Consider the following 679-nt stretch of genomic DNA (forward strand, 5'->3'; position numbering starts at 1 on the left):
TCTTGATAACGGGCACTTGTCTTTAACAGAATATAATCAAAAACATTTGCGCTAGCGGGGTTGCTGTTGAGTGCATTCCCAATAGCGTTTGCTAAATCACCAAAGAAAATATCTTTGACATAGGTATTAAATGTATCCGCATTCGTTGCCATTGCCGTCACAACAACGATTTTCACAACATTGTTGAGAAGGCTATGCATCGAAAGGGAGACACGACCAGTCATAACATTATAGCCATACAGAAAGATAAAAATGATCGAGGCAAGATTTAAGGGTGCTGAAATAGCAGAAGACAACCCACTCACTGTCGTATTCATTGCATTTTCGAGTGGATTTAAAATATATCCAGAAATGCTCTCAAACGGGGAAAAACTAAAGTCGGACATCAGAATTCCCAAGTTTTTCTTTTAATTTTTCTTGAAGATCTTTATGCTTTTTTTGTGTTTGCTCTTCACGGATGTCTTCTTTTGTTTTCGTATTTTTCGCTTGAATCATAGACAGGAATTGAATTTTTAAAGTATCTGCTTGCAGCTGTGCTTGAAGAAGAGACAGCTCTATTTGAAGAGCCTGAAATTCTTCAGGTTTGGTTTTTTCAGCTGCCTGAGCCTTTGTAAGCTTCTCGTTTATTTCCTTAATTTTATTAGCAGTTTCATTTGCAGATGCATAAATAGATTCCGCT

General features: G+C 37.1%; 2 protein-coding genes. Both read right to left on the reverse strand.

Going from position 1 to position 679, the window contains the following annotated elements:
- The coding region (locus ACFIK8_RS11670; RefSeq protein WP_375669520.1) for a type IV secretion system protein at positions 1 to 386 on the reverse strand (386 nt) is incomplete at its 3' end.
- Positions 373 to 679 (reverse strand): type IV secretion system protein VirB5 (locus tag ACFIK8_RS11675; RefSeq protein WP_375669521.1); only part of this gene is annotated, 307 nt, incomplete at its 5' end. The genes ACFIK8_RS11675 and ACFIK8_RS11670, both read right to left, overlap by 14 nt.

This window comes from Bartonella sp. MR168JLCBS (assembly GCF_042194175.1).